Genomic DNA, 26474 nt, shown 5'->3' on the forward strand with positions numbered 1-26474 from the left:
ATTAAAGACTACACGGAGGCAGGAAACTCGTTGACCTTGCGCAGGAGGCTGTCGACCAGCCGCTCCGGCAGGAAGCGGCGAAGCGAGCGGACCTGGCGCGACTGCTTGCCGGCGGAATAGCGCAGCTTCGGCTTCCTGGCGGTTGCGGCTTTCACGACCATGTCGGCGACGACCTCAGGTGCATCGCCAGCCTCCATCCACTTGCGCATCAGAGCTTCGCTCCGGGTCCGCTCCGAGTCGTAGACGGGAAGCGGTTGATCGACGCGTGTCAGGTTCTCCTCGAAGGATGTTTTGGTGACGCCGGGTTGGACGAGAACGACACGGATGCCGAAGTTGCGCACTTCATGATCGAGGGATTCCGAATAGCCCTCGATCGCATGTTTCGTCGAGGCATAGAAGGCGTTGTACGGAGATGGGATAAGTCCGAGGATCGAGCTCATATTGACGATCCGGCCGCTCTTCTGCTTGCGCATGATGGGTAGCACGGCGTTGACGACGCGGGCGACGCCGAAAAGGTTGACGTCGAAAAGGCGCTGGGCCTGGTCGATCGACGATTCTTCCGCGCCGCCGAGCAGGCCGATCCCGGCATTGTTGACGACAAGGTCGATCCGGCCGGCCTGTTGCATGATCTCGGCAATCATCGCCTCCACCGAGGCCTTATCCGTCACGTCGCAGACCAGCATGGTGATCCCGGGCTTGCCGGCAACCTGTCTGCGGCTGGTCCCATAGACGCGATATCCGGCTTTCACCAGTGTTTGGGCGGTGACAAGGCCAATACCGGAGGAAGCACCGGTGACCAGGGCGATGTTTTTGGTTCTGTCGATCATGCTGTCAGCTCTCATTGGAAGTGGATCATTGGCTGGCGCTGTGTTACTATCTTTTCGATATCATGTCACTATCGAAAAGATACCAAATGAAAAATGGTTCAATTCCGCAGTGCCCGGTCGCCCGGGGCCTGAAATCTGTGGGCGATGCGTGGAGCATTCTGGTCTTGCGGGACGCACATACCGGCCTTACCCGGTTCGACCAATTCAGGAGGAGTCTCGGCATCGTGCCGACCATGCTCACCAAGCGCCTGAAAGCGCTGACTGACGACGGCCTGCTGGAAAAGCGCCTCTATTCCGAGCGGCCGCCACGCGAGGAATACGTGCTGACGGAGGCGGGCCGGGATTTCCTGCCGGTGCTGATGATGATCGGAGCGTGGGCGCACCGCCACTGCGATGGCGAACTCGCCCGCTATGTCGATGTCGAAACGGGCTCGGAGATCGAGCCGATCGCAATCGATGCGGTGACAGGTGCCAAACTCGGAACCCGGGCAATGCGGCTGAGTGCCGGTCAGGAACGGGACTCCGGCGACCAATAGCGGGGGGCAGCCGACGGCGGCCCGCCTATTTCTCCAGCGTCGCCACCACCTCGACATGCGAGGTCCAGAGGAACTGGTCGATCGGCGTCACGCCGGTGATCCGGTAGCCGCCCTCGACGAGGATCGCGAGGTCGCGCGCCAGCGTCAGCGGGTTACAGCTGACGGCGGCGATCTTTTTCACGCTCGAGCGGGCAAGCTCCTTGCACTGGAACTCGGCGCCGGCGCGTGGCGGATCGAAGATGACGGCGTCATAGGGCTTGAACTCCTGCGTCATCAACGGGCGGCGGAAGAGATCGCGCCTCTCGATAGTCACCGGCTTCAATCCAGGAGTGTTGCGGGCGGCATGATCGAGGGCAGCGAGCGCTTTTGCATCGGCTTCGACGGCATGCACGCGGCCGATCCGCGCCAGCCGCAGCGAAAACGTGCCGGCGCCGGCAAAAAGATCGGCGATCCGTTTGGCCTTGCCGGCATGGGCAAGCACCAGCTCGGCCATCGCTTCCTCAGCCGGCTTGGTCGCCTGGGTGAAGCCGCCCGGCGGCGGGGAAACCTGGATCCCGCCGAAATCGACGAGCGGCTTCGACGGCTCGATGAGGATTTCGCCGTTCAGCGAAACACGGGCAATGCCGCGCAGGCCGAGCACGATCTCGACCGCTTTGCGCCGCTGCGCATCGGAGAGTTTTTTCACCTCGTCGACCGCGATATCGAGGCCGGACAGTGTTTCGAGCACCGAGACGCGGAAGGGCTCGGCATTGGTCGCCAGTGCTGCGGCAATCGCCCGGATCGCCGGCAGCCGGGCGATAATCCCCGCCGACGAGATCGGACATTCCTCGATGGCGACGATATGATGGCTTTCGGCCTGGTTGAAACCGATCAGCATGTCCTTTTCGGTCTTGCGCGCGGCAAACACCACGCGCCGGCGTTCGCCCGGCCGGGCCGCAACGATCTCGCCGACCTCAGGCGTCAGCCCCTTCGATCTGAGCGCATCGATGACCAACTGGCGCTTGAAGGCGCGGTAGGGGCTATCTGCCATATGCTGCAGCGTGCAGCCGCCGCAGGTGCCGTTGACGCCATCCGGGCCGAAATGCCGGCAGGGCGGCTCCTGCCGGTCGGGCGAGGGCGTCGTGATCGACATGATCGTGCCCTGGCTTTTGACGCGGGCGATCGCCACCGTTTCCCCCGGCAGGGAGAATGGCACATAGACAGGTCCGCCGGCGCTGCCGGCAATGCCGTCGCCCTGGGCGCCGAGCTTCTCGATGGTGACGGTTTCGGTGCTCACGGTTTCGATCCTGCCAGAAGATATTCCTGATTGCCGTCGCCGCCGGCAATCGGAGAGGGGATGAGGCCAAGGCTTTTCCAGCCCATATCCTCGATGAACCAGCGCTCCAGTTCCGCAGCGACGGCGGGCGCGGACGAGGGGTCCTTCAACAGTCCGCCCTTGCCGATCGCCTCGCGTCCCGCCTCGAACTGCGGCTTGACCAGGAGCACGGCGACCGCACCCGCTTCGGCAATATCGAGAGCCGGCGCCAGCGCCAGCTTCAGCGAGATGAAGGAGACGTCGGAGACGATGAAATCGGCAGGCTCGCCGATATCCTCGGCCGTCAGATGGCGGGCGTTGAGGCCTTCCTTGTTCGTCACCCGTGGATCGGCTGCAATGCGCGGATGCATCTGCCCATGGCCGACATCGATTGCCGTGACATGCGCAGCGCCGCGCTGCAGCAGCACCTCGGTAAAGCCGCCGGTGGAAGCGCCGATATCCAGACAGTGATGGCCGGTGGGATCGAGCCGGAAATGCTCGAGGGCGCTAGCAAGCTTCAATGCCGCGCGCGAGACATAGTCCTGCGCCGGGTCGTCGATCTCGATATTGGCATCGTCGCCGATGAGCGCGCCGGCTTTCGTCACCACCTGGCCGGCGATCCGGACGGTGCCGCGTTGCACGGCGTCGCGGGCCCGCGAGCGGCTGGCGAAGAGGCCGCGGGAGACGAGAAGTTGGTCGAGGCGTTGGCTGTTTTGATCGGACATCGGCTGTGAATGACCGGCAAAGCCGCCGGTTGCAAGCATTTTGTTCCAGACAGCGTCATTGACCCTCGAAAGCTTTCGGCGATAATCCTGCCGCGGCGATTACGGGGCGGCCGCAGACACGGGGGTGTTTTATGCTGAAGCTCTTCACTCTTCTTGTCGCGGCAGGGATCGCATCGCCGGCGCTGGCGAACGACACCATGGCCGAGGTCAAGACCGGCGGGCTGATCTTTGCCCAATCCGACGATGTCAGCATGGTGCAGGAGGATCTCTTCATTTCCGCTTCTGAGGTGCGGGTCGATTACGTGTTCGAGAACACGTCCGACAAGGATGTCGAAAGCCTGGTCGCCTTTCCGATGCCCGACATATCGGGCCAGATCGACAACAACTCCGCCATCGCAGATTATGACAGCGACAATTTCCTGCATTTTTCCACCGTCCAGGACGGCAAGCCGATCACCGCCAAGCTGCAGCAGCGCGTCATCTCGCTCGGCATCGACGTCACCGACGAACTCGCCAAAAATAACATTCCGGTCCTGCCCTACAGCGACAAGACCCGCGACGCGCTTGCCAAGCTTCCTCAAACCATCCGGAAGGACTGGATCGCCCGCGGCCTGATCTATCCGATGGCAGAGGCCGATCTGGTGCCGCTTTGGACGCTGCGCTCGACCTATTGGTGGCGCACGACCTTTCCGGCGAAGAAGAAGGTCAGCGTCGAGCACCGCTACCAGCCGGCCGTCGGCGGCACCGTCGCCATCAGCTTTCTTGAAAACGGCCAGCCGAAGGGTGAGCGCTTCGAGGAATATTCCCGCAAATACTGCCTGGACGCAGACTTCGTCCGGGTCGCGCAGCAGCGTGCCGCGGAAGCCGGGACGAACGGCGCCAACTACACCGAAAGCTGGATCTCCTATGTGCTGTCGACCGGCGCCAACTGGGCGGGGCCGATCCGGCGCTTCCAGCTGACGATCGACAAGGGCAAGCCCGGCAGTCTCATCAGCTTCTGCGGCAGCAATGTCGAGAAGATCGGTCCGACGACCTTTCGGATGACGGCTGAGGATTTCGATCCCGCCAAGGACTTCGACATCCTCATCCTCAATCCGCCGGAAGCGGAACCGAAGACGCCTTAATTTAAGCATTTTAATCAGGGTCTGGGCCGGTGCTGCGGCGCACAATTTAAGCAAATCTAAAGCTCGCCCGCATAGCTTCGCCCCGATTGCAGCGGTCCGTCCGGACTGCTCGGCGCCATGACGGCGCAAGCGTTTCAACGCCGATCATGTTCTCAGTTTCAAACATCCCTGCGGTTGCGCCTCAAGCGCGACCCGCTTTCGCCGCGTCGACTGTCGTCAGGAGAAATTCACCGATGTCCGCCAAAAACATATCCTTGAACGGGAAGCTTGCGGCCACCTTCGCAGCCCTCATTCTCATTTTCGTCGCCGTTTCCGCTTTCGTTTATTCCAAGGCGACGGCGTCGGCCGCCGCCTCCGCCGAGCAGGAAAAGTCCGAGCTGGTCGTCAACCAGATCGACGATGCGCTGCAGGCGATGCTCGAGCAGGCCGTCAACCTGCGCGGCTTCATCCTTTTCCGCAGCGACAGCACCTATGGCGATGTCTTCGCCAACCGCGAGCGCATGCTGAAGGCGATCGCCGCCGCCAGGCAGACGGCCGCGGCAGAGCCGCAACTGGTCGAGATGATCGACGGCATGCAGAAGGCCGCCGACCTCTATTTCCATGAACTGGCCGAGCCCCAGACCAAGGCGCGCAAGGAAACCGACATGCCGATCGAAGAGGTCGTCAAGATCGGCGTCAACGCCACCAAGGGCCAGCTCGACGGGTTCCGCCAGGCCTCGGCCAAGATCAAGGCCAGCGCCCGCGAAAAGTCCGACGCGCTTGCTGAAATCCGCGCCGATGCCAACAGCGATCTGAAGACGACGCTGCTTGCCGGCGGTATCGTCGCCTCGCTTGCCGCCGCCGTGCTCGCCTGGCTGATGTCGCGCACCATCGTCCGCCCGATCGTCGGCATGACGAGCGCCATGGATCGCCTCGCCGGCGGTGAAAACGATATCGAGGTCCCGGCGACCGACCGCGGCGACGAAGTCGGCCGCATGGCCCAGTCAGTGCTGGTCTTCAAGCAGGCGGCGATCGAGAAGCTGCGCCTTGCCGGCGAGACCGACCGCATGCGCGGCGACGCCGAACGCCAGCGCCGGGCAACCGACGAGCAGAAGGCCCGCGAGGAAGGCGAGATCCGCCATGCCATCGACGCGTTGGCCGGCGGCCTTGCCGAGCTTGCCAATGGCGATATGGCCGGCCGTATCCAGACGCCGTTCGCGCCGCAATATGACAGCCTGCGCAATGACTTCAACCATGCCGTCGAAAAGCTGCAGGCAGCCCTGCAATCGGTCGGCCGCAACGCCTCGGCGATCAATGCCGGCGCCGGCGAGATCCGCTCGGCCGCCGACGATCTCGCCCACCGCACCGAGCAGCAGGCCGCCGCCGTCGAACAGACTGCCGCAGCGCTCGAGCAGGTGACGACGACCGTCCGCGACAGCGCCAAGCGCGCCGAGGATGCCGGCAATCTCGTCGAGCGCACCCGCCTCGGCGCCGAAAAATCCGGCGAAGTCGTCCGCAGGGCCGTCTCCGCCATGCAGCAGATCGAAAAATCTTCGGGCGAAATCTCCAACATCATCGGCGTCATCGACGACATCGCCTTCCAGACCAACCTCCTGGCCTTGAACGCCGGCGTCGAAGCCGCGCGTGCCGGCGATGCCGGCAAGGGTTTTGCCGTCGTTGCCCAGGAAGTGCGCGAACTGGCCCAGCGCTCGGCCAAGGCGGCGAAAGAGATCAAGGCGCTGATCACCACATCGGGCGAACAGGTCGTTGCCGGCGTTTCCCTGGTCGGCGAGACCGGCAAGGCGCTGGAAGCAATCGTCGCCGAGGTGCAGGAGATCAACCACCACGTCAGCGCGATCGTCACCGCCACCCGCGAACAGTCGATCGGCCTGCAGGAGATCAACACCGCCGTCAACAACATGGACCAGGGCACCCAGCAGAACGCAGCGATGGTCGAGGAGCAGACGGCGGCAAGCCATGCGCTCGCCCAGGAGGCAAACGCGCTGGACGAATTGCTGCACCAGTTCAGGCTCGGCCAGACGAGGCCGGATGCCGCACCGCGCGCCGCCGTTCCGAACGCCCGCCCGGTCGCTTCTCCGGCCCGCGCGCTCGCCAACAAGGTCACCAAGGCCTTCGGCGGCCGCCAGGCAAGTGCTGCGGTTGCAGTTCAGGAAGACTGGACGGAGTTCTGAGGGGGCGGCTTTCGGAAGGGGCGTAAAAATGCAGAGGGCGGCGCAGAGATGCGCTGCCTTTTTTTGATGGTATCCACTCTGATTGGAGAAAAAACGCAAAGCTACCAGCTGTTTAGATGGTGAGTTTGGCTGCGGCATCACCTCACACTCCGTCATCCTCGGCCTTGAGCCGAGGATCCATGCCATCTGCACTGGTGGACGCGGTGTGGATGCTCGGCTCAAGGCCGAGCATGACGGAGGGTGGGGTGGCCGCTGGAGCAAGTGCAGCGATGGGTGGCGCAGTAGCAGTCGTTGAGCCTCCTGCCGGCTGGCTCCTTAATCTTCATCAGGACTGGAGTCTTGCAGGTGCCCGCAAGGGTGGATGAACGGATCGCCATACCAAATACGGGAAACGTAATGTTATCCGCTGTTTAGCGGCGAGTTTGGCGAGGACATATTCTCACACTCCGTCATCCTCGGCCTTGAGCCGAGGATCCATACCACCCGCACTGGTGGATGCGGTGTGGATGCTCGGCTCAAGGCCGAGCATGACGGAGGGTGGATGGCTGCTGGAGCAAGTGCCGCGATGGGTGGTGAAATGGGGAGCGTTTCGACCCGCCGGTCGCTTGCCTCAATCTCCCTCAGCACTCGTCCCGGTCAGTGCCGGCAGCGGATGGGTGCAAGAGATGCGCCGTTTTTATTGGCTGGAACAGCATAGGCGGGAGCAAGAGCCTGCCCCTCACCCTAACCCTCTCCCCGTAAACGGGGCGAGGGGACGTGCCCTGCGAGAGGCCAGCGAGGGACGGAGAGGTCGCGGCATATCCCCTTCGCCCCGTTTACGGGGAGAAGGTGCCGGCAGGCGGATGAGGGGCCACCATCCCCTCAAACAATACTTACCCCGCAACCCCGACCGCAACCCCGCGCCCAAGCGCCCGGAACACGGTCGAAACAATCCCGGCGCGATCCAGCCCGGCATGGGCGTTCATCGCCTCGGGTTTTGCCTGCTCCATCCAGATATCGGGCATGACGAGCGAGCGGATCTTCAGGCCGTTGTCGAGCAGGCCTTCGCTTGAGAGATATTGCATCACCTGGCTGCCGAAGCCGCCGACCGAGCCTTCCTCGACGGTGATCACCATCTCGTGGTGGCGGGCGAGCTGGCGGATCAGGTCGTGGTCGAGCGGCTTGGCGAAGCGGGCATCGGCAACCGTCGTCGAAAGGCCGGCGGCATCGAGATCTTCGGCGGCAAGCAGACAATCGGCAAGCCGGGTGCCGAAGGAGAGCAGTGCCACCTTGGTGCCTTCCTTGAGGATGCGGCCCTTGCCAATCTGCAGGATTTCGCCGCGCACCGGCATGTCGACGCCGACACCTTCGCCGCGTGGATAGCGGAAGGAGATCGGCCCGGCATCATAGGCGACAGCCGTGCGCACCATGTGCTTGAGCTCGGCCTCGTCGGCCGCCGCCATCACCACGAAGCCGGGCAGGGTGGTGAGGAAGGCGGTGTCGAAGGAGCCGGCATGGGTCGGCCCGTCGGCGCCGACGAAGCCGGCGCGGTCGATCGGAAAACGCACCGGCAGTCCCTGGATCGCCACATCGTGAACGACCTGGTCGTAGGCGCGCTGCAGGAAGGTGGAATAGAGGGCTGCGAACGGCTTGTAGCCTTCCGCCGCCAGGCCGGCAGCGAAGGTCACGGCATGCTGCTCGGCGATGCCGACATCGAAACAGCGCGACGGAAAGGCTTCGGCGAGCTTGTCGAGGCCGGTACCGTTCGGCATGGCGGCGGTGATGCCGACGATCTTGTCGTCGAGGGTGGCTTCCTGCACCAGCGCTTCGGCAAAGACGCTGGTATAGCTCGGCGCATTCGGCTTGACCCTGGCCTGGGCGCCGGTGATGACGTCGAACTTGTTGACGCCATGATATTTGTCGGCGGCGGCTTCCGCCGGCGGATAACCCTTGCCCTTCTGGGTGACCACATGGATCAGCACCGGTCCGCGGGCATTGTCGCGCACGTTGCGCAGCACCGGCAGCAGATGGTCGAAGGAATGCCCGTCGATCGGCCCGATATGATAAAAGCCCATCTCCTCGAACATGGTGCCGCCGGTGACATAGCCGCGGGCATGCTCGACGGCGCGGGTGATGGCGCGGTCGATATTCTTGCCGAGATAGGCCGTCAGCTTTTTGCCGAAGTCGCGGAAGCCCATATAGGTGCGGCCCGAAGCGAGGCGGGCGAGATAGGCGCTCATGGCACCTGTCGGCGGCGCGATCGACATGTCGTTGTCGTTGAGAATGACGATGAGGCGCGCATCGAGCGCGCCGGCATTGTTCAGCGCCTCATAGGCCATGCCGGCCGACATCGCCCCGTCGCCGATGACGGCGATGACGCGCCGGTCGTTCTTGTCGAGATCGGCGGCGATCGCCATGCCGAGGCCGGCCGAGATCGAGGTCGAGGAATGCGCCGCCCCGAAGGGGTCGTATTCGCTCTCGGCCCGGCGGGTGAAGCCGGAAAGTCCGTCTTCCTGGCGCAGCGTGCGGATGCGGTCGCGTCGGCCGGTGAGGATCTTGTGCGGATAACATTGATGGCCGACATCGAAGATCAGCCGATCATCAGGCGTGTCGAAGACGCTGTGGATGGCGATCGTCAGCTCGACGACGCCGAGACCAGCGCCGAGATGGCCGCCGGTGCGCGACACCGCATCGATCATTTCGTCCCGGACTTCGCGGGCAAGCTGCGGCAGGTCGCGATCCTCAAGCTTGCGCAGGTCGGCGGGGTAAGTGACCTGATCGAGCAGGGGGGTCTTCGGCAGTTGTGTCACGGGCGGGCGCTCTTTCTTACTTTTCCTTGTACCGCTTTATTCGATTAGAACGAGGCAAAACAAGTGATTTTCAGGAACCGAAGGTTTTCACCTTAGAGCATGGCGGAAAAATGTGTGAGCGGTTTCGGGAGATATCACATTCTATTTCTGCGCGTTGCATTCGCCTGATCTTGGCCGGTTCCGCCCCGTTTTTCCGAACGGCGGTCGAACGTGCGAAGGGGCTGGTGAGCCGCTTGAATATGACACGGAATGGTAGCAGAGTTGCCGCGCTCACGGGGGAGACGGGCCATGGGAACGATTGTTGCAGCGCATGCCTATGTGAACAACGAGGTCGCCTATGTGGCCTGGGACATAGACGCCAAGATCGACGGATGCCTCGGGTTCGAGGTCGTTCGCGTCTATCTCGACGAACAGGGAAACGTGTCGAAAAGACCCGATGGCAGCGAGGACCGGGTGACGTGCGCCGCCTGGGTCGCCTTCAAGGGACAGCGCAATCCGCATTGGCTGCCGCAGACGACATCGCTCTGGCCGGTGCAGAAGCTCTCCTGGCGCGACTTGACGCTGCGCAAGCGGCGCAACGAAATGAAACGGCGGCCGGACGAGGTGCGGGTGCGTTACGAGATCCGTCCGCTCGGCGATTTGAAGCCGGGCATGCAGGCTGCGCCCGATCCGACGCCTGCGCTTGTCGAGATCAACAAGCGGGACGCCAACGGCAAACCGATCGAGAAGGCAGGCGGCACCTTTGAGAAAGTCGCGGTCAAGGCCTATGACGGGCCGCCGCGGCCGCTCGGTTATCTCGGGCCGGCCGTCGCCTCCAACCCTGTCCATGTGACGCGCAAGCGCGGCCAGTTCGAGTCCACCTTCACCAATGGCATTCTCGCCGCCCAGTGGTTGCGCAACGTCCTGCTCGAGGACGGGGTGAAACAGCCGAACGAGCTGATCGACATGATTTCCACTCCGTCGAACGGCATCCGCAAATATCTTGCCGGCGATGTCATTCCGATGCTCAAGGAATTCATGAATGCGCCGGGCCGTTTTCTCCTCGCGCTTTACGAGCTGGAGGACGAGGAACTGCTGGAGCTGCTGCTTGCCAACAAGGACAGGCTGCGCATCATCCTCGCCAATACCGGAAAGGTCGGGGATGCCTGGGATGTGCGCAATGCGCCTGCCCGCAAGGCGCTGATCGATGCAGGCGTCGAGATCCACCACCGGATGTTCAACAATTCGAGCCAGATCGGCCACAACAAATTCGTCGTGCACCTACCGCCGGATGGCACCGAGCGCAGCGTTTTCACCGGCAGCACCAACTGGACGGCGACCGGACTTGCCGGCCAATCCAACAACGCGCTGATCGTCAGGAACGACGCGGTCGCCGCGGCCTATCTCGCTTATTGGGGGCGGATGCTGGAAGACAATGCGACGCTGGAAGCGCCCGTCGAATTCGATGACGGCATGCCCGACAACCAGCAGAGCAAGAAATTCCGCCGCTCCAACGAGACGCCTTCCATTATACCCACAGGCAACGGGGCTTCGCTTGAAACCTGGTTCTCACCGAACATGCAAAGCCGCCGAAAAGGCAAGGCAATTCCGCCCGACCTTCGCGAGGTCTATCGCATGATGCGCCGTGCCGAGCATGCGGTGCTGTTTCTTGCCTTCTATCCCGGTCAGTCGGGCAAGGATTGCATCGTCGGCGAGGCGATCGATATCGGCCTCAAGGATCAGAAGCTGATCGTCACCGGCGCCGTTTCCAGCCCGCAGGCCATGCCCAATTACGTCCCCGGCAAGGACAACGATCCCGACGATCCGGATGACGATGAAGAGGGCGTCTCGCCCCATACCTTCGACGAGGCCAATGTTTCGATCGTCCGGGCGTCGCGCATCGATGACCGCCAGTTGCTGGCGGATTTCGGCGCGGAGGAACTGACGGCCAAGAAGGTGGGCGCCATCATTCACGACAAGGTTCTGGTGATCGATCCTCTGTCGGACGAGTGCGTCGTCGTCCTCGGCAGCCACAATCTCGGCTTCAAGGCCTCCTACGCCAATGACGAAAACATGCTGATCGTCAAAGGCGACCGGGCGCTGGCCGAGGCCTATGCCGTCCACATCCTCGATGTCTATGACCACTATCGCTTCCGCGCCGTCGAGGCCGAATTGAAGCGCCAGGGCAAGAAGGGCTGGTCGGGCTTTCTCAACGTCGACGACAGCTGGCAGGATGGCTATGTCAACCGCACGAAGGGTGCGCTGACGCGCTATTTCGCGGCGGGTTGAAATTCGGAGGCAAGTGACCGGCGGCGGCCGATCATTGCCGCCGTCAGCCTTCCGGCAAAGGCACGAATTCCTCTTCGTCGCCGGGGACGATATCGAAGCGGCCGCTGCGCCATTCCTCCTTGGCTTTTTCGATCCGCTCCTTGGAGGAGGAAACGAAATTCCACCAGATATAGCGTTTCGAATTCAGCGCCGCACCGCCGAACAGCATCAGATGACAGCCGTCGCTGCCGGCTTCGAGCGTGATCGGATCGCCCGGCCGGAAGACCAGCAGCTGATCGGCGGCGAAGCGGTCGCCTGAGATGACGACCTCGCCTGACAGTACGTAGACGGCGCGCTCTTCATGTGCTGCGCCGAAAGGAAACTTGGCGCCCGGCTGCAGGCTGAGATCAACATAAAGCGTGTCGGAGAAAACCCCGACCGGCGATGTCATGCCTTCGAACGAGCCGATGACCACGCGCCCGCGCACGCCTGCAGTCTCGATCAGCGGCATGTCTGACTTTTCCGTATGGGCGAAGGAAGGATCGATCTCTTCCTTGTCGTCGGGCAGCGCCAACCAGGTCTGCAGCCCCGACATCAGCAGCGGATGGCCGCGCAGATTGTCGGGCGTGCGCTCCGAATGCACGATGCCGCGGCCTGCCGTCATCAGGTTGATATCGCCGGGACGGATGACCTTTTCGGTGCCGAGGCTGTCGCGATGGCGGATCTCGCCGTCGAAGAGATAGGTGACCGTCGACAGCCCGATATGCGGATGCGGTTTTACGTCGAGCGCTTCATTCGGCTTCAGGATCGCCGGTCCCATGCGGTCGAAGAAGATGAACGGCCCGACCAGCCGCCGCTGCCGCGTCGGCAGCGCCCGCCGCACCTGGAAGCCGCCGATATCGCTGGTGCGCGGAATGATCAGGTTCTCGATCGCATCACAGGCGAAGGCATCGCCGGGCAGCGGATCTTTACCGGGAAAGAAGGACATGATGGAACTCTCCGATCTGAGGCGCCGCTGCAGCAGTTTGAACGATGCAGCTTTGCACTGCCCACAGATAGCGCTTGGAGCGCCGCGCGTCCAATCGGGCGCTGAGCCCGCCCTATTCAGATCGCCGTAAAACCGTTGTCGACGAAGAGATGGGCGCCGTTGACGAAATTCGACTCGTCGCTGGCGAGGTAAAGGGCGGCCCGGGCCACGTCTTCGGGTTCGCCGATCCGACCCTGCTGCGCGGCGATAGCGGCGTCCGAAACGTCGACGCCGAGCGCCTGCAGGTCGGCCACCTCGCGCAGGCCGTGCGGCGTGCGGATGAAGCCGGGGCAGACGGCGTTGCAGCGGATGTTGCGGTCGCGAAATTCCACCGCGATGGCGCGGGCAAACATGTGCACGGCGCCCTTGGTCGTATCGTAAAGCACTTCCATCGGCGTGGCGGCGACCGCCGAGATCGACGAGGTGCAGACGATCGACCCGCCGCCCGCGGCAATCATTTTCGGCAGCACCGCCTTGGTCATCAGGAACATCGAGCGCACATTGACGGCGTGCAGCCAGTCCCATTCCTGGAGCGTCGTTTCCAGGAAGGGTTTGATGACGATCGTGCCGGCGTGGTTGAAGAGCACGGTGACAGCGCCGTAACGGTCCTCGACGCCGGCGACGGCTGAATTGACCGCCTCTTCATCGGAGACATCGGCCGTCCAGCAGTCGGCCTCGCCGCCGGCATCACGGATCTGCTTGACGGTCTCATCAGCCGCCTGGCCGTTGCGGTCGATGATCGCGACACGCGCGCCTTCCGCCGCAAAGAGCTTCGAGGCTGCACCGCCCATACCGGTCGCGCCGCCCGAGATGATGGCGACCTTGCCCTTCAATCTGTCCGTCATTTTTCTGACCCCTCATGATATCGGAAGGGGATCATAGATCGGCCGCCAGCCGATCGCCAAGCGCCAAAAGGCAGCTTTAGCGACTTGTTTTCATGCATGTCTTTATCCTGGAACCGCCGCACACTTCCGGGCGACATGCATCAAGCCTCAGGCCCCGTCGAGCGGTTCGACGCCCTGCGGCTTGCCCGCGCGGTCGAGCCTGATCTTCTCGATGCGGTTTTCGGCGGCCGAAAGCAGCGTCTCGCAATGTTTCTTCAGCGCTTCGCCGCGCTCGTAGATCTCGATCGATTCATCCAGCGCCACGTCGCCGCGTTCCAGTCGGGCGACGATGCTTTCGAGTTCGGCGACCGCCTTTTCGAAGGAAAGGCCGGATACCTCCGGCTTGGCGCTGTCAGTCATTCTCAACCCTTCATCATTCGCAGAATATGCATGCCCGCCGATTCGGCGAGCCCCTCGAGATCATAACCGCCTTCGAGCAGGCTGACGACCCGGTTCTTCGCGTGCCGGTCGGCCAGTTCGAGCACGCGGCCGGTCGCCCAGTCGAAATCCTCGCCCGTCAGGTTGATCTGCGCTAAGGGATCGCGGTGATGGGCGTCGAAGCCGGCGGAGATGATGATGAGATCCGGTCGGAAATCGGCGACGGCCGGCAGCACGCGCGATTTGAACGCCTCGCGGAAATGGTCGCTGCCGACATTCGGCGAAAGCGGCGCATTGACGATGGTGTTGTGTTTGCCCTTCTCGTCCTTGGCGCCGCTGCCGGGATAAAGCGGCATCTGATGCGTCGAGCAGAACAGCACGGAGGGGTCGTCCCAGAAGATATCCTGGGTGCCGTTGCCGTGGTGCACATCCCAGTCGATGATGGCGACGCGCTCGGCGCCATGCCGCTTCTGCGCATGGCGGGCGGCGATCGCCGCATTGTTGAAGAAGCAGAAGCCCATCGCCGTCATCTTCTCGGCATGGTGGCCCGGCGGACGGGCGGCGACGAAGACATTGTCGGCGTCACCGGAAAAGACGTCGTCCACCGCCGCCATCGCTCCGCCGATGCCGGTCAGCGCCGCCTGCAGGCTTTTGGGGCTGGCATAGGTATCGGCTTCGAGCTGGTTGATCCGGTCCTCTTCCTCGGGAATTTCCCGCATCACGGCTTTGAGATGTTCCTCCGGATGCGCAAGCAGCACCGCATCCTCGCTCGCCTCAGGCGCCTGCCGGCGCTCCAGCCGCTCGAAATTCGGATGTTCGAGCGCGACATTGATGGCGCGGATTCTGTCCGATCTCTCCGGATGGCCGGCGGGCGTGACATGTTCCAGGAAGATCGGATGCTCATAAAGACGGGTGCTCATGGAGACACTCTATCGGTCGCTTATGTCATGTTCCACAGCAGATGGGGCATCGCCCGACGATTTCAACAAGCGCGCCTGCGCCCCATCTCGCCGCCGCCGGCATTATAAATTCCTGTCATCTCAGCGGTTTACTTCGAAAAACCCCGTGCTACTGTCGTCAACGGGGAATTTTGTAGGCAGAGTTGTTGATGAGTCAGTCGAAACGCCCGGGTGTAACGGAAATACATGTGCCGTTTCGCGATGTCGATATGACCGGCCAGATGTTTCTGGCCTCCTATATTTCCTATGCCGAGTCCGTCATTGCGAGCTTCTGGTTAGCGCGGCCCGAGGTCGAGGACGAACCGGTCTATATCGCCAGCAAGATTACCTGCGTTCTCCACCGCCCGCTGCATTACGACGAGCCGGCCCTTTTTACCGCCGCCGTCGATAAGATCGGCGTGCGCTCCATCGGCTTCATCGTCTCGATCGATACGGGGGAGGAACGCGCCGCCGAGGTTGAGATCATCTGGCAGGCCCGCGCCCAGGAGGATCAGCAGCCGGTGTCGCTGCCGGAGGAGACGCGGGACTGGCTTTATGGGTTCTTGGATTAGGACATTCTATCTGGCCGCCATGCTTGCCACCAGATCGCTGAACCTTTCTCCCTGAATGCCGACATGTGTTCGCAGCAGGCGGCGGGCTTCATCTCCATCGCCGGCGAAGATCGCATCGACGATGGCGCAATGTTCCGAAAAGGAGGTCGACAGGCGATTGCGCACCCGCAGCTGGAGACGGCGATAGGGGCGCAGGCGTCGATGCAATTGCACGCATTGCTCCTGCAGGAAATCGCTTCGGCTTGCGGCGTAGATGGCCTTATGGAATTCCTCATTGTCGTAATAATAGGCATCGCTGTCGCCGGCGGCGGCGGACTGCTCGCAGCGGCTGTGGGTGGCGGTGATCGCTTCCCGGGAGGTCTTGTCCAACCGGCGTGCGGCGAGCGCTCCCGCAAGGCCCTCAAGCTCGGCCATCACCTCGAACATCTCGTAAATGCGGTGCGGCCCTGGATCGATCACGACAGCGCCCCGGCGCGGCCGGATTTCTATCAATCCGATCGCGTCCAATTGCATCAAAGCTTCGCGCACCGGCGTTCGCGACACGCCGAAACGATTGGCAAGCACGGTTTCATCCAGCCGTTCGCCGGGCGCGAACTCGTAGGAAAGTATTGCATTTTCAATCTCATCCCGTAGCCATCGGCCGACGTTCTCGGACATGTCTCTCGTATCCTTCATACATAAATTCCATTCTTGTATACAAGATTGTTGACTTCGTGTACGAAGAATGACAATCTACATACTACAGACGAAGCCCTTTGATGGGAAGCAGGGTCCAAGGCGGCGCACAATGCGGCCGGCCTTCAGGAGAGGGGAGAATGGCATGCCTGAAGCTTCTTTCTTCACCGACATGTTGCAAAGCATTACCGATCACGGACGCCAGCTTCTGTTTTCCGGCTCGCGCAACACCCAGGCCGCAGCCAAAGCCGATCTGCAGACTCTCTGCGAGATGCTGTTGTCGAGCCGGGGTGAAGCATCCGGCATGGCCCTTGCGGCCGAGATACTCGATCGCTGGGGCGGGCTCGAAAGCGCGGGCGCGCAGCAATTCTTCCATATGCTTCACGAAACGTTCGGGCCCGACACGGTGCGGCTCGACCAGGCGATGGAAAATTACCGCACTGACAAAAGCTCTGGCGCCGTCATCGCGCTCCATCAGGCCGCCGAGCCGCGGCGGCAGGAGCTCCTGCGCCGCTTGAATCAGGCGCCGAACGGCACCGCCAGGCTGGTCCGTATGCGTCAGCAGCTGCTTGCTTCCAAGGACCGGTCCGAAGCCTATCACGCGCTCGATGCCGATTTCACGCATCTGTTCGGCTCCTGGTTCAATCGTGGCTTTCTGACGCTGCGGCCGATCGACTGGTCGACGCCGGCAAACATCCTCGAAAAGATCATCAAATACGAGGCCGTGCATGAGATCGCCAGCTGGGAGGAGTTGCGCCGCCGGCTGGCGCCGGCCGACCGTCGATGCTTTGCCTTTTTCCATCCCCGATTGGCCGAAGAACCGCTGGTGTTCGTCGAGGTGGCGCTCACCCGATCCGTGCCCAATGCGATCGCAGATGTCCTCGACGAGGGGAGAGAGCAGATCAATGCCGATGAGGCGACGACGGCTGTCTTCTATTCGATCTCCAACTGCCAGGATGGCCTGCGCGGAATCTCGTTCGGCAATTTCCTGATCAAGCAGGTCGTGGAAGACCTGCGCCGGGACCTGCCGGGCCTGAAGAATTTCGTCACGCTGTCGCCTGTCCCGGGCTTTGCCCGCTGGCTTGCCAAGGCGCGCGATCCGGCCGGCGCCCGGTCCTTGTCCAAAGCGGCCCTGGAAACGCTGAGCCTGCTGGACGACCCGAACTGGCCGGGCAAGGAGAAGAGCAGCGCCGAATTGGAGCGCGTGCTGCTGCCGCTTGCGGCGCGCTACTTCCTGACCGAACGGACGCAGGAGGGCCGTCCGGTCGATCCCGTCGCCCGCTTCCATCTCGGCAACGGCGCCCGGCTTGAAAGAGTGAATTTTCTCGGCGACCGGTCGCCGAAGGCGGTCCAGCAGGCCCACGGCCTGATGGTCAACTACCTCTATAAGCTCGACGACATCGTGGCCAATCACGAGGCCTTAGCGCAGCGCGGCGAAGTGATCGCCTCGCCTGCCGTCAAAAGCCTGCTCAACCAGAACGACGAAGGCCGTCGCGGCGGCAACGGCCAGCAAGGCTCTCGAGCCTTCGCGCAGATCATGAACTCAACGCTTAGAGGAGGGCGAAAGTGAGCAACCATCTTTTCGACGCCATGCGGGCGGCTGCGCCCGGCAACACACCGTTCATGCGGATCGGCGCCGCTCAGACATGGACCTATGGCGACGCTTTTGCTCTTTCCGGCCGCATTGCCAGCGCGATGGACACGCTCGGCATTCGCCCCGGCGACCGGGTTGCGGTGCAGGTCGAGAAAAGCGCCGAGGCATTGATCCTTTACCTCGCCTGTCTGCGAAGCGGCGCGGTCTACCTGCCGCTCAACACCGCCTATACGCTGGCCGAGCTTGATTACTTTATCGGCGACGCCGAGCCGCGTCTGGTGGTGGTTGCCTCGGCTGCGCGGGCGGGCGTGGAGAAAATCGCCAAGCAGTACGGCGCGATCGTCGAAACGCTCGACGCCGACGGCAGCGGCTCGTTGCTCGATCTGGCGCGCGACGAGCCGGCCGACTTTGTCGACGCTTCGCGCTCCGCCGATGATCTGGCCGCGATCCTCTACACCTCGGGAACGACAGGACGGTCCAAAGGGGCGATGCTCACGCATGGGAACCTGCTCTCGAATGCTCTGACCTTGCGCGACTACTGGCGCGTCACCGCCGACGACCGGCTGATCCACGCCTTGCCGATCTTCCACACGCATGGGCTGTTCGTCGCCACCAACGTCACGCTGCTCGCCGGCGCCTCGATGTTCCTGCTGTCGAAGTTCGACGCCGACGAGGTCGTTTCCCTGATGCCCCAGGCAACCATGCTGATGGGCGTGCCGACCTTCTATGTCCGCCTCCTGCAAAGCCCGGGGTTCGGCAAAGAGGCGGCAGCCAGCATCCGCCTGTTCGTTTCCGGCTCGGCGCCGCTGCTTGCAGAAACACATAGCCAGTTCCAGGAGCGGACCGGCCACGCGATTCTCGAGCGCTACGGCATGACGGAAACCAATATGAACACCTCCAACCCTTATGAGGGCAAACGCATCGCCGGCACGGTCGGCCTGCCGCTGCCTGATGTGACGGTGCGCGTCACCGATCCCGCCACGGGACAGGTGCTGCCGGCTGAACAAACCGGCATGATCGAGATCAAGGGACCGAACGTCTTCAAGGGTTATTGGCGCATGCCGGAAAAGACCGCGGCCGAGTTCACCGCGGACGGCTTCTTCATCAGCGGCGACCTCGGCAAGATCGACCGGGACGGTTATGTGCACATCGTCGGCCGCGGCAAGGATCTGGTGATCTCGGGTGGATACAACATCTATCCGAAAGAGGTCGAGAGCGAGATCGACCAGATCGAGGGCGTCGTCGAGAGCGCCGTGATCGGCGTGCCGCATCCCGATTTTGGAGAAGGCGTAACGGCCGTCGTCGTCTGCAAGCCCGGCGCCGGGCTGGATGAAAAGACCATTGTCAGCGCCCTCCAGGATCGTCTCGCGCGCTATAAGCAGCCCAAACGCATCATCTTCGCCGAGGACCTGCCGCGCAACACGATGGGCAAGGTTCAGAAGAACATCCTGCGGCAGCAATACGCCGAGCTTTACACCGGGACGTAAGACGACCGCCCTCTGGGAGGAGGAGCGTCGTTATCCGCATCAATATCGCAAACAGCAGCGACGGCGCCGGAGGCGTCGGAGGGAGGGGAATCATGGGTATTGAAATTCTGGCCATAGGCCTGCTGGTCGCCATGTTCATCATTGCGACGATCCAGCCGATCAACATGGGCGCGCTCGCCTTTGCCGGCGCCTTCGTGCTTGGCTCGATGACCATCGGCATGAAAACCACCGACATTTTTGCGGGCTTTCCGAGTGACCTGTTCCTGACGCTGGTCGCCGTCACCTACCTCTTCGCCATCGCGCAGATCAACGGCACCATCGATTGGCTCGTCGAATGCGCCGTCCGCCTGGTGCGTGGACACATAGGCTTGATCCCCTGGGTGATGTTCCTCGTTGCCGCCGTCATTACCGGTTTCGGCGCTCTTGGGCCTGCCGCCGTCGCCATCCTTGCGCCGGTAGCGCTGAGCTTTGCCATCCAGTACCGCATTCACCCCGTCATGATGGGCCTGATGGTGATCCACGGCGCGCAAGCGGGCGGTTTTTCGCCGATCAGCATCTATGGCGGCATCACCAACCAGATCGTCGCGAAGGCCGGCCTGCCTTTCGCTCCGACCTCCCTGTTTCTCTCCAGCTTTTTCTTCAACCTGGCCATCGCGGTGCTGGTCTTCTTCGTTTTCGGCGGCGCAAAGGTCATGCGGCAGGTTCCCGCATCGTCCTTTGGCCCCTTGCCGGAACTGCATCCCGAGGGCGTGTCGGCGTCGATCAGAGGTCACGGCGGCACGCCGGCAAAACCCATCCGGGACCATGCCTATGGCACGGCGGCCGATACCGCTGCGACGCTGCGCCTGAACAATGAGAGAATTACCACCCTGATCGGCCTGACGGCGCTCGGCATCGGCGCCCTGGTTTTCAAGTTCAATGTCGGCCTCGTCGCCATGACCGTCGCCGTCGCCCTCGCGCTGCTGTCCCCGAAAACCCAGAAGGCGGCTATCGACAAGGTCAGCTGGTCGACCGTGCTGCTGATTGCGGGCATCATCACCTATGTCGGCGTCATGGAGAAGGCCGGTACGGTCGATTACGTGGCGAACGGCATATCCAGCCTCGGCATGCCGCTGCTGGTGGCGCTGCTGCTTTGCTTTACCGGTGCCATCGTCTCGGCCTTTGCATCCTCGACTGCCCTGCTCGGCGCGATCATCCCGCTTGCCGTGCCGTTCCTCATGCAGGGCCACGTCAGCGCCATCGGCGTGGTCGCCGCCATCGCGATCTCGACGACGATCGTCGATACCAGCCCGTTCTCCACCAATGGCGCGCTCGTGGTCGCCAATGCCCCGGATGACAGCCGGGAGCAGGTGCTCAGGCAATTGCTGATCTACAGCGCGCTGATTGCCATCATCGGGCCGATCGTCGCCTGGCTGGTGTTCGTCGTGTCGGGCCTGGTTTGACGACGGGCACCCGCACCCATTGTTTGACGCCGCGGGGCATCACCCGTGGCGTCGAGATGTCCACGTCGCGCGCGGGCATTCCAAGTTCCACGCATTTCCCGGCTGGAAGGCGCCAGTCGCCAAATGTAACGCCGCTCTCAGATGAAGCATGCTCCGGTTGTAGTATTGGGCGCAGCCGGCAGCGATCGGATATTCACGTGCGAATTCCGTTGCATTTCCGAATTCAACGCTATTGATTATTCGAAGATGCTTTCATTCGCTGAAGTTGAAAATCGATCATGGTTCAATCGACTGACGTTTCATCTCATTTGACGGATTTGATTTATGGAAGTCTCTTCGGCGAGTGCAGCTGGCAGGATTTCCTCGATAGCGTTGCGCAAACGTCGCCGGGCGGCAAGGCCGCGCTGCATTACCACGATCTGACCTCGTCCGTTGCCCATGTTCCCTTCATGTCGGGCTTCTCGCAGGCCGAGGTCGACCAGTTCAGCAGCCACTTCGCCGCCGTCAATCCTTGGATCCCGAGATTGGGTCTCGTGCCCGTCGGCCAGGGCCTGTGCGGCGACGAGATCTTTCCGCGCGAAGAGCTGATCAAATCGGAATTTTACAATGACTGGCTGAAGCGGCAGGCCGGATGCGAAACGAGTGTGGGTGTTTCGATCATTCGCGAGGAAAACCGCACCTTCATCCTGTCGACCTCGACATCTTCGGCCGACCCCGATCTCAACAGGGAAGCGGCCGAACGGTACACGATCCTCGCGCCGCATCTGAAGAGGGCGTTCGATTTCATTCGCAAGCGGGATCTGTTTGCGCCGCACGAACACGAAAGCCAAACCCTGTTCGACAGCATCGGGGTCGGTCTGATTTACGTTTCGGAAAAAGGGAAAGTCCGTCGCTGGAATAAGAGCGCGGAGGCCCTGATGGAAGCCGGCCTGCCTGTGCGGATCACCGCAGATGGCAAGCTCGGACTGCAATGCCAGAAGTCGGCCGCCGTTCTTGAATTCCTGACCTCCCGAAACGGCATGCAGACAAAACCGCACACGGCAATCGTCAAGGGCAGGAACCAGGATAGCTACCGCCTCACGCTCGTTCGGCTTCAGTCGGATGCGTTCACGGAATTCCTGGAGGGGCCGACCGTGGCTCTCATTGCCGAGCCGATGATGGCGAGCCCCCTCGGTGAGCGGCGCGATTTGCTGATGCAGCTCTACAAGCTGACCGCAACGGAAGTCCGGATCGCATCGAGCATCGCATCGGGCCATTCCGCCAGGGAAGTGGCTGTAGCCGACGAGATCAGCTACGAGACCGTCAGAACCCATCTGCGGAACATCTATTCCAAGCTCGGGGTCAACTCGCAGGCCGGCCTGGTGTCGCTGCTGATGCGCTGATTGGCATCGGGCGGCTGGAACTGTTGGACTAACCTTCATCGCATTTCGTGCTTCTGAGAGCGGTTAAGCCGCATGATCGCGATGCCGAAACAGCTTACCTCTTGGCTGCAAATGTTACTGCTACAGCATGCTCTGGTTCAGACAGGAACGTGATGCCGTGGTTCTCCAGCGTTTCGCGCACCCGCTGGACGTTTTCAGCTTTGACTGACTGAGCGTCGACCTCCATACGTCGTATTGTGGAAAAGGAAATACCCGATCGCTCGGCCAGTTCCTGAGCCGTCCAATCGAGCATCGCGCGCGCGGCCCTGATGTGAACTTCGCTGACCGCATTCTGCAGATTGGGTTTCGCGGGAGTATCCTCCACCAGCTTCGAGACGCCGTGCCATTCGACGATCTCGCCATCGTTATCGAGCAGGGGAACCGCCGTACTTTCGAAACGTTGAAAGACGCCGTCATGCCGGCGGACGCGAACGGAGAGATCCAGTCTACACTTGCCCTCAATCGCCCCCTGCCAGGTGGTGCGGAAGTGTTGCCGATCGTCCGGATGAACCGCTGCAAGCCTGTCGTAGTCCCTGAGCTGCTCCGCCGTCTGCCCGGTGAAGCGCATCCAGTTGGTATAGTCGAGCAGCTTACCCTGACCGTCCGCGCGCCAGAACTCGCCCCCCACAAGCTTACGCAACGACGCATTGGCCGCGGCGGCGCGATTGTGTGCAATTTGCGCCTTCTGGTCATTGGTTACGTCCTGGACGACACCGTGGAGGATGGCCAGCCGGCCACTGCGGTCATATTGGCGGTCAAATCTGCTTTCGAGCCAAATAAGGTGCCCATCGGGCCGGATGACGCGGAAGCGGCGCGAGGAGAGTTGGTTCGCATGCGCCAACTCTACAATCTCTTCGTGCGCCAGCCGGTCGTCGGGATGCAGCAGGGATTCATAAAGGTCGAAACTCGCCGCAACGGCTTTTGGATCGAGTCCGACGAGACGATAGAGTCCGTCCGACCACGTCAGTTCCCGCGAGATCAGGTCATAGGTCCAGGTTCCCGCTCCAAGGAATACTTCGATAAGTTGTGCTCGCTTTTCAGGCGTTTTTGCATTCCGGAGTGGCATTGTCGCGCGCATCCTATTCTGGCGAGCCGAGAGCCTTCCTTACGACCTCCGGAAGGCAGCGAATACGACATATGTCAAATTGAGCAGGATTTCGCCAAGTGAGCAGATATTCGGAGCTGCATGAACAATCAGCGCTCAAAACCCAAGCTTTGAGCGATTATTGTTCATTAGAAATCTGTTACATAGGTGCTTCGTTCTTACTGACGAGTTACTCGATAGCGCTAATCTATACTTCAACGTGGAAGTTCAGGAATTCGGGATCGGATCGTGAATTCCAATATATTGCCGGTGAATGATCGTGGTGGCCGTCGAAATCGCAATGCTCGTACTGCCTGCAATATCTGCGCCGCAGGCAAACTGTTCGTCCCCTTCTTTCTTCGTCGATCCTGCCGACAGGTTCCTGGGGCAAAGCAAGTCCAGAAACTTGGCAGGTTCCACGACCAAGCTTTCCACTCCTGTGTAACTTTTCCCCAACAAAACAAAGGTCGCCGCCGTGCCAAATCTGTCTGTCTCCCGCCTCATCATGCTGTTTGGAATCATCGTGACGGCAGGCTTGATCCTGGCTGTCGGTCTGCAGACGAAGGCCTTCGAGGAGTTAAGGGTCAGGGGTCCGGTCTATAACGGCCTCGTCGAGGGCAAGGATCTGGTTGCCGATATCCTGCCGCCGCCAATTTTCGTTGTCGAAGCTTATATGCTGGCGACGGAAGGTGCGGTGCATACCGAGCTGTTGCATCTTAATCTCGGCCGCATTGTCGAGCTTCACAAGGGATACCTGGATCGCAAGGCATTCTGGGCAAAGGCTGACCTTCCCGCGGAAGTCCGCGCCAGGCTGTCGGGTGTCTACAGCTCGGCGGACGTCTTCTGGGACGAGGTCGAGCGCAGCTATGCCTCTGCCGTCTCCCAAAAGGACGAGCACGCCGTTCACGCAGCGCTTGATCAGCTGAAGGACGCGTTTCATGCGCATGAAGCGCAGGTCAATGTTCTGGCGCAGCTTAGCAATGTCTGGTTGGCAAAGTCAGAGACCGCCGCTGAGGCCGCCGGCGTTCGGGCGAGGACGCTTGCCCTGTCGGGCAGCGCAATTTCGGTTGCACTCTTTTTGGTTGGCTTGTGGTTCGTGCGCAGCCGCGCCATCAGGCCGCTTTTCGCGATCGCCGACAATATGCAGGAGCTTGCAGGCGGCGACTACACGAAATCTGTGCCCTTCCTCTCGCGAACGGACGAAATCGGCGTCATCGCCGGCGCGGTGGAAGTCTTCCGCCATTCCGGTATGGAGCGTCAGCGCTTGCAGCAGGAAATGGATGACAGCCGCACCGTCGCGCAACGCGAAGCAGCCGAGCGCAGCCGCCTGCAGGCGCAGCAGGCAGAATTGCTGGAACAGGTCGTCCAGACACTCGGCGCGGGCCTCGGCCGACTGGCGGACTGCAATATCCGCACCACGATCGATGAACCCTTTGCCGTCGATTTCGAACCGTTGCGGCACGACTTCAACAATTCGATTGCCACCTTCCAGGGCACGCTCGAACAGGTCCTGGCCAAGACCGGACATCTCTCGGCCTCGGCGCAAGAGATGCGCGATGCCGCAGACAATCTCGCACGTCGCACGGAACAGCAGGCCGCAGCGCTTGAGCAGACTTCGGCTTCGCTCGAAGAGGTATCGTCAACGGTGCGTTCTTCGGCCGAACGCACGGCCGAAACCCGCGACCTCGTTCGGGAAGCCAAAGACTGTGCCACCGCCTCCAGCCAAGTGGTCGGCGAAGCAGTCCAGGCAATGAAACGAATCGCGGACGCCTCAGGCCAGATCAGCCAGATCATCAATGTCATCGACCAGATCGCCTTCCAGACCAATCTGTTGGCGCTCAATGCCGGCGTCGAGGCGGCGCGAGCCGGAGATGCAGGCAAGGGCTTTGCAGTGGTGGCGCAGGAAGTGCGCGAGCTTGCCCAGCGCTCGGCAAGTGCAGCCAAGGAGATCACTGCGCTGATCCGCAACTCGACCGACGAAGTCGCCTCGGGCGTTCATCTCGTCGACGAAACGGGCAGGGCGCTTTCAAAAATCGCCGGCTACGTCACCGAAATCGACGCCAAAGTCGATGCGATCACCACTGCCTCACGCGAACAGTCGATCGGCCTGCAGGAAATCAGCGGCGCCGTGAATTCGATCGATCAGATGACGCAGCAGAATGCGGCGATGGTCGAAGAAAGCACGGCGATCGGCCACTCGCTCGCAGCAGATTCCCAAATGCTCACCGAATTGGTCGGCCGCTTTAAACTCAATCGTCGCACCCAGGTCCGCGAGCCGGACGCAGTCTGGGCACGCAGACCAGGCGAGGAGTCGGCGAGAGCCCCCAGACGGGCAGCCCTTCGCTAATGTAGCAAATGGTTTCAAACCGGCAGAACCCCAACCTGCGGCGGAGCCTGCCGCCGCAGGCCCCTGTTTGAACATATGGGTGCCATGCAGCCGTGCTGGGCCGGCTCGCCCTGGTGTTGCCGCTCAATAGGCTTGTTGGCATCAGCCGGCTGGAGCCGGTAGGCTAGCGATTACAGGATTCTGCGCTTTTGCCGCGGAGGACCGGTTCGCTGAGAATATTGATCTCGACGTTTGGATAAACGTGCTCTTCCAGCAAGGTGAGGGACCCAGCCCGCACTCCCATGGGTAAACAGCCTGCGTCGAAACTGACCGCCGGCACCGGCTCTTCGGCGAAAAACCTGAACAGTGTTATATGCGCTATGCTGGGCGGGGTTGGACGCCACTCTTCGAAGCAGATGGCCTGCGAAATGGCCGAGCGAAGTCTCTGCAATTCCGCCGGCTCCTCGGCTTTTACGAAGATGGCCGCTTCCGAAGCCGCCACCTCGTGAAAATGAACGTCAAAGGGTGGGGTCTCGTCGATCAGTCTCTCGACGATCTCCGTCCATCTTTCCCCGTTTTGCCTCCAGACCTCCTCGTTCGGAATGCCGAATTGGGCCGCGGCCTTGACGAGGGTGACGACCGTCATGTGCAGGCTTGTGGCCGGGACGCGTGAGAGGGACGCGGCGCTGTCTCGCTCGATGCTGTCTTGCAGGAGGCAGAGCTTTGACAGCGCCTCACGATCGGGAAGGAACTGCAGGTGAAACGCACAGCACCGCTTGAACCACAGCATATCGATCTTCGTGCGGATCACTGGCAGCAGACCCTTCCAGCCAACGGGGGCACGCCGCACCGAGAGCGTGCAATTCCGATCCTTGCTATCACATCGCCAAACTGTTCGCCAAGGACGGCAGGCCCTGCCGGAGATCGGCAGAT

General features: G+C 61.9%; 22 protein-coding genes. 10 read left to right on the forward strand and 12 right to left on the reverse strand.

Annotation, left to right across the window (positions count from 1 at the left end; genetic code table 11):
• Positions 1-8: 8 nt before the first annotated feature.
• Positions 9-827 carry an oxidoreductase gene (locus tag FHX14_RS23045; protein ID WP_184378883.1) on the reverse strand — a complete coding sequence of 273 codons (819 nt, stop codon included), beginning with the start codon at positions 825-827 and terminating at the stop codon, positions 9-11.
• 86 nt (positions 828-913) lie between these two features.
• Between FHX14_RS23045 and FHX14_RS23050 the strand changes: the two genes are divergently transcribed.
• Positions 914-1363, forward strand: a complete 450-nt coding sequence (locus FHX14_RS23050; RefSeq protein WP_179611507.1) for a helix-turn-helix domain-containing protein — start codon at positions 914-916, stop codon at positions 1361-1363.
• 25 nt (positions 1364-1388) lie between these two features.
• Here the strand turns inward: FHX14_RS23050 and FHX14_RS23055 are convergent, their stop codons facing one another.
• Both FHX14_RS23055 and FHX14_RS23060 read right to left on the reverse strand, forming a co-directional pair.
• The gene (locus FHX14_RS23055; RefSeq protein ID WP_184378885.1) at positions 1389-2639 is read right to left on the reverse strand and encodes a class I SAM-dependent RNA methyltransferase; all 1251 of its coding nucleotides are present in this window, start codon (positions 2637-2639) and stop codon (positions 1389-1391) included.
• Entirely contained in the window at positions 2636-3421 is a 786-nt protein-coding gene (locus FHX14_RS23060; protein WP_246713431.1) for a TlyA family RNA methyltransferase, read from the reverse strand. Before FHX14_RS23060 ends, FHX14_RS23055 begins: the two co-directional genes overlap by 4 nt.
• 92 nt (positions 3422-3513) lie before the next feature.
• Between FHX14_RS23060 and FHX14_RS23065 the strand changes: the two genes are divergently transcribed.
• Both FHX14_RS23065 and FHX14_RS23070 read left to right on the forward strand, forming a co-directional pair.
• The gene (locus tag FHX14_RS23065; RefSeq protein WP_184378887.1) at positions 3514-4506 is read left to right on the forward strand and encodes a DUF4424 domain-containing protein; all 993 of its coding nucleotides are present in this window, start codon (positions 3514-3516) and stop codon (positions 4504-4506) included.
• 233 nt (positions 4507-4739) lie between these two features.
• Complete coding sequence (locus tag FHX14_RS23070; protein WP_184378889.1) at positions 4740-6677, forward strand: methyl-accepting chemotaxis protein; 1938 nt, start codon at positions 4740-4742, stop codon at positions 6675-6677.
• 872 nt (positions 6678-7549) lie between these two features.
• Here the strand turns inward: FHX14_RS23070 and dxs are convergent.
• Positions 7550-9466 carry a 1-deoxy-D-xylulose-5-phosphate synthase gene (dxs, locus tag FHX14_RS23075; RefSeq protein WP_184378891.1) on the reverse strand — a complete coding sequence of 639 codons (1917 nt, stop codon included), beginning with the start codon at positions 9464-9466 and terminating at the stop codon, positions 7550-7552.
• A gap of 288 nt (positions 9467-9754) precedes the next feature.
• Here dxs and FHX14_RS23080 point away from each other — a divergent pair, with 288 nt between their 5' ends.
• Positions 9755-11734, forward strand: a complete 1980-nt coding sequence (locus tag FHX14_RS23080; RefSeq protein ID WP_054181463.1) for a phospholipase D-like domain-containing protein — start codon at positions 9755-9757, stop codon at positions 11732-11734.
• A 43-nt stretch (positions 11735-11777) separates the two neighbouring features.
• On the opposite strand, the gene FHX14_RS23085 is transcribed toward FHX14_RS23080, so the two are convergent.
• The 4 genes from FHX14_RS23085 to FHX14_RS23100 all read right to left on the reverse strand — a co-directional run bounded on the left by FHX14_RS23085 (position 11778) and on the right by FHX14_RS23100 (position 14922).
• Positions 11778-12701 carry a pirin family protein gene (locus FHX14_RS23085; RefSeq protein WP_012556788.1) on the reverse strand — a complete coding sequence of 308 codons (924 nt, stop codon included), beginning with the start codon at positions 12699-12701 and terminating at the stop codon, positions 11778-11780.
• Between the two features lie 116 nt (positions 12702-12817).
• Entirely contained in the window at positions 12818-13585 is a 768-nt protein-coding gene (locus FHX14_RS23090) for an SDR family oxidoreductase (RefSeq protein ID WP_054181464.1), read from the reverse strand.
• 147 nt (positions 13586-13732) lie between these two features.
• Positions 13733-13984, reverse strand: coding sequence for an exodeoxyribonuclease VII small subunit (locus FHX14_RS23095; RefSeq protein WP_003545921.1), 252 nt, complete (start codon positions 13982-13984; stop codon positions 13733-13735).
• Positions 13985-13986: 2 nt separating this feature from the next.
• Positions 13987-14922, reverse strand: a complete 936-nt coding sequence (locus FHX14_RS23100; RefSeq protein ID WP_184378893.1) for a histone deacetylase family protein — start codon at positions 14920-14922, stop codon at positions 13987-13989.
• 188 nt (positions 14923-15110) lie between these two features.
• Between FHX14_RS23100 and FHX14_RS23105 the strand changes: the two genes are divergently transcribed.
• Entirely contained in the window at positions 15111-15512 is a 402-nt protein-coding gene (locus tag FHX14_RS23105) for a hypothetical protein (RefSeq protein WP_003588154.1), read from the forward strand.
• 6 nt (positions 15513-15518) lie between these two features.
• On the opposite strand, the gene FHX14_RS23110 is transcribed toward FHX14_RS23105, so the two are convergent.
• Entirely contained in the window at positions 15519-16169 is a 651-nt protein-coding gene (locus FHX14_RS23110; RefSeq protein ID WP_054181466.1) for a GntR family transcriptional regulator, read from the reverse strand.
• Between the two features lie 163 nt (positions 16170-16332).
• Here FHX14_RS23110 and FHX14_RS23115 point away from each other — a divergent pair, with 163 nt between their 5' ends.
• From FHX14_RS23115 to FHX14_RS23130, 4 genes are all read left to right on the forward strand, one after another.
• On the forward strand, positions 16333-17757 hold the full coding sequence (locus tag FHX14_RS23115) for a malonyl-CoA decarboxylase (protein WP_184378895.1): 1425 nt from the start codon (positions 16333-16335) through the stop codon (positions 17755-17757).
• Positions 17754-19268: a malonyl-CoA synthase gene (locus FHX14_RS23120; RefSeq protein ID WP_184378897.1), complete on the forward strand. Its 1515-nt coding sequence runs from the start codon at positions 17754-17756 to the stop codon at positions 19266-19268. The genes FHX14_RS23115 and FHX14_RS23120 overlap by 4 nt, the downstream gene beginning before the upstream one ends.
• Positions 19269-19360: 92 nt before the next feature.
• Complete coding sequence (locus FHX14_RS23125) at positions 19361-20710, forward strand: SLC13 family permease (RefSeq protein ID WP_184378899.1); 1350 nt, start codon at positions 19361-19363, stop codon at positions 20708-20710.
• A gap of 278 nt (positions 20711-20988) precedes the next feature.
• Entirely contained in the window at positions 20989-22092 is a 1104-nt protein-coding gene (locus FHX14_RS23130) for a helix-turn-helix transcriptional regulator (RefSeq protein WP_184378901.1), read from the forward strand.
• Positions 22093-22186: 94 nt separating this feature from the next.
• On the opposite strand, the gene FHX14_RS23135 is transcribed toward FHX14_RS23130, so the two are convergent.
• Both FHX14_RS23135 and FHX14_RS23140 read right to left on the reverse strand, forming a co-directional pair.
• Positions 22187-23197, reverse strand: coding sequence for a PAS domain-containing protein (locus FHX14_RS23135; protein WP_184378903.1), 1011 nt, complete (start codon positions 23195-23197; stop codon positions 22187-22189).
• A 246-nt stretch (positions 23198-23443) separates the two neighbouring features.
• A complete protein-coding gene (locus FHX14_RS23140) occupies positions 23444-23635 on the reverse strand; it encodes a hypothetical protein (protein ID WP_184378905.1) in 192 nt (63 codons plus the stop codon).
• A 55-nt stretch (positions 23636-23690) separates the two neighbouring features.
• On the opposite strand from FHX14_RS23140, the gene FHX14_RS23145 reads away from it, so the two are divergent.
• Entirely contained in the window at positions 23691-25562 is a 1872-nt protein-coding gene (locus FHX14_RS23145) for a HAMP domain-containing methyl-accepting chemotaxis protein (RefSeq protein ID WP_348649264.1), read from the forward strand.
• 163 nt (positions 25563-25725) lie between these two features.
• On the opposite strand, the gene FHX14_RS23150 is transcribed toward FHX14_RS23145, so the two are convergent.
• Positions 25726-26352 (reverse strand): 2'-5' RNA ligase family protein, encoded by a 627-nt coding sequence (locus FHX14_RS23150; protein WP_184378907.1) that lies wholly within the window; start codon positions 26350-26352, stop codon positions 25726-25728.
• Positions 26353-26474 lie beyond the last annotated feature (122 nt).

It is taken from the genome of Rhizobium sp. BK619, from assembly GCF_014195245.1.
Classification (GTDB): Bacteria; Pseudomonadota; Alphaproteobacteria; order Rhizobiales; family Rhizobiaceae; genus Rhizobium; species Rhizobium acidisoli.

Bases quoted from the DNA above. Each gene is read 5' to 3' on its own strand.
- FHX14_RS23060 (WP_246713431.1), bottom strand. From the start codon at position 3,421: ATGCTTGCAACCGGCGGCTTTGCCGGTCATTCACAGCCGATGTCCGAT.
- FHX14_RS23080 (WP_054181463.1), top strand. From the start codon at position 9,755: ATGGGAACGATTGTTGCAGCGCATGCCTATGTGAACAACGAGGTCGCC.
- FHX14_RS23105 (WP_003588154.1), top strand. From the start codon at position 15,111: ATGAGTCAGTCGAAACGCCCGGGTGTAACGGAAATACATGTGCCGTTT.
- FHX14_RS23125 (WP_184378899.1), top strand. From the start codon at position 19,361: ATGGGTATTGAAATTCTGGCCATAGGCCTGCTGGTCGCCATGTTCATC.
- FHX14_RS23070 (WP_184378889.1), top strand. From the start codon at position 4,740: ATGTCCGCCAAAAACATATCCTTGAACGGGAAGCTTGCGGCCACCTTC.
- FHX14_RS23135 (WP_184378903.1), bottom strand. From the start codon at position 23,197: ATGCCACTCCGGAATGCAAAAACGCCTGAAAAGCGAGCACAACTTATC.
- FHX14_RS23065 (WP_184378887.1), top strand. From the start codon at position 3,514: ATGCTGAAGCTCTTCACTCTTCTTGTCGCGGCAGGGATCGCATCGCCG.
- FHX14_RS23130 (WP_184378901.1), top strand. From the start codon at position 20,989: ATGGTTCAATCGACTGACGTTTCATCTCATTTGACGGATTTGATTTAT.
- FHX14_RS23100 (WP_184378893.1), bottom strand. From the start codon at position 14,922: ATGAGCACCCGTCTTTATGAGCATCCGATCTTCCTGGAACATGTCACG.
- FHX14_RS23045 (WP_184378883.1), bottom strand. From the start codon at position 827: ATGATCGACAGAACCAAAAACATCGCCCTGGTCACCGGTGCTTCCTCC.
- FHX14_RS23110 (WP_054181466.1), bottom strand. From the start codon at position 16,169: ATGTCCGAGAACGTCGGCCGATGGCTACGGGATGAGATTGAAAATGCA.
- FHX14_RS23115 (WP_184378895.1), top strand. From the start codon at position 16,333: ATGCCTGAAGCTTCTTTCTTCACCGACATGTTGCAAAGCATTACCGAT.
- FHX14_RS23085 (WP_012556788.1), bottom strand. From the start codon at position 12,701: ATGTCCTTCTTTCCCGGTAAAGATCCGCTGCCCGGCGATGCCTTCGCC.
- FHX14_RS23095 (WP_003545921.1), bottom strand. From the start codon at position 13,984: ATGACTGACAGCGCCAAGCCGGAGGTATCCGGCCTTTCCTTCGAAAAG.
- FHX14_RS23090 (WP_054181464.1), bottom strand. From the start codon at position 13,585: ATGACGGACAGATTGAAGGGCAAGGTCGCCATCATCTCGGGCGGCGCG.
- FHX14_RS23050 (WP_179611507.1), top strand. From the start codon at position 914: ATGAAAAATGGTTCAATTCCGCAGTGCCCGGTCGCCCGGGGCCTGAAA.